A 260-nucleotide genomic window follows, 5' to 3' on the forward strand; every position below is an offset into this window, starting at 1 on the left:
CCGGTGCGTGTGAGGTATCGAGGTGAGTGGTGAGCCACTCCAGAAAGACCTTCGCTTCCGCCACTTTGCCGATGCCCTCGGCACGGTTCTTGCCGATCAACGCCATCAACTGGGCCTGATGCTGGCCACGTCGATCACGCTCCAGGCCGAACTGATGAAACAGTGCATCGATACGCGCCACCGATTCCTTTGCGGCTTCCACATTCTTAAAGCGCAGCACGCCATTGAACATGCGTGCATAGGCGTTCTGCGCGATGCTG

The 260-nt window shown here is 58.5% G+C and carries 1 protein-coding gene; it reads right to left on the reverse strand.

The features are described 5' to 3' along the window. Window positions 1–260: hypothetical protein (locus tag EOD29_RS36325; protein WP_206520576.1), on the reverse strand; the 260-nt coding region annotated here is incomplete at both ends.

It is taken from the genome of Mesorhizobium sp. M1A.T.Ca.IN.004.03.1.1, assembly GCF_003997555.1.
Taxonomy (GTDB): Bacteria; Pseudomonadota; Alphaproteobacteria; order Rhizobiales; family Rhizobiaceae; genus Mesorhizobium.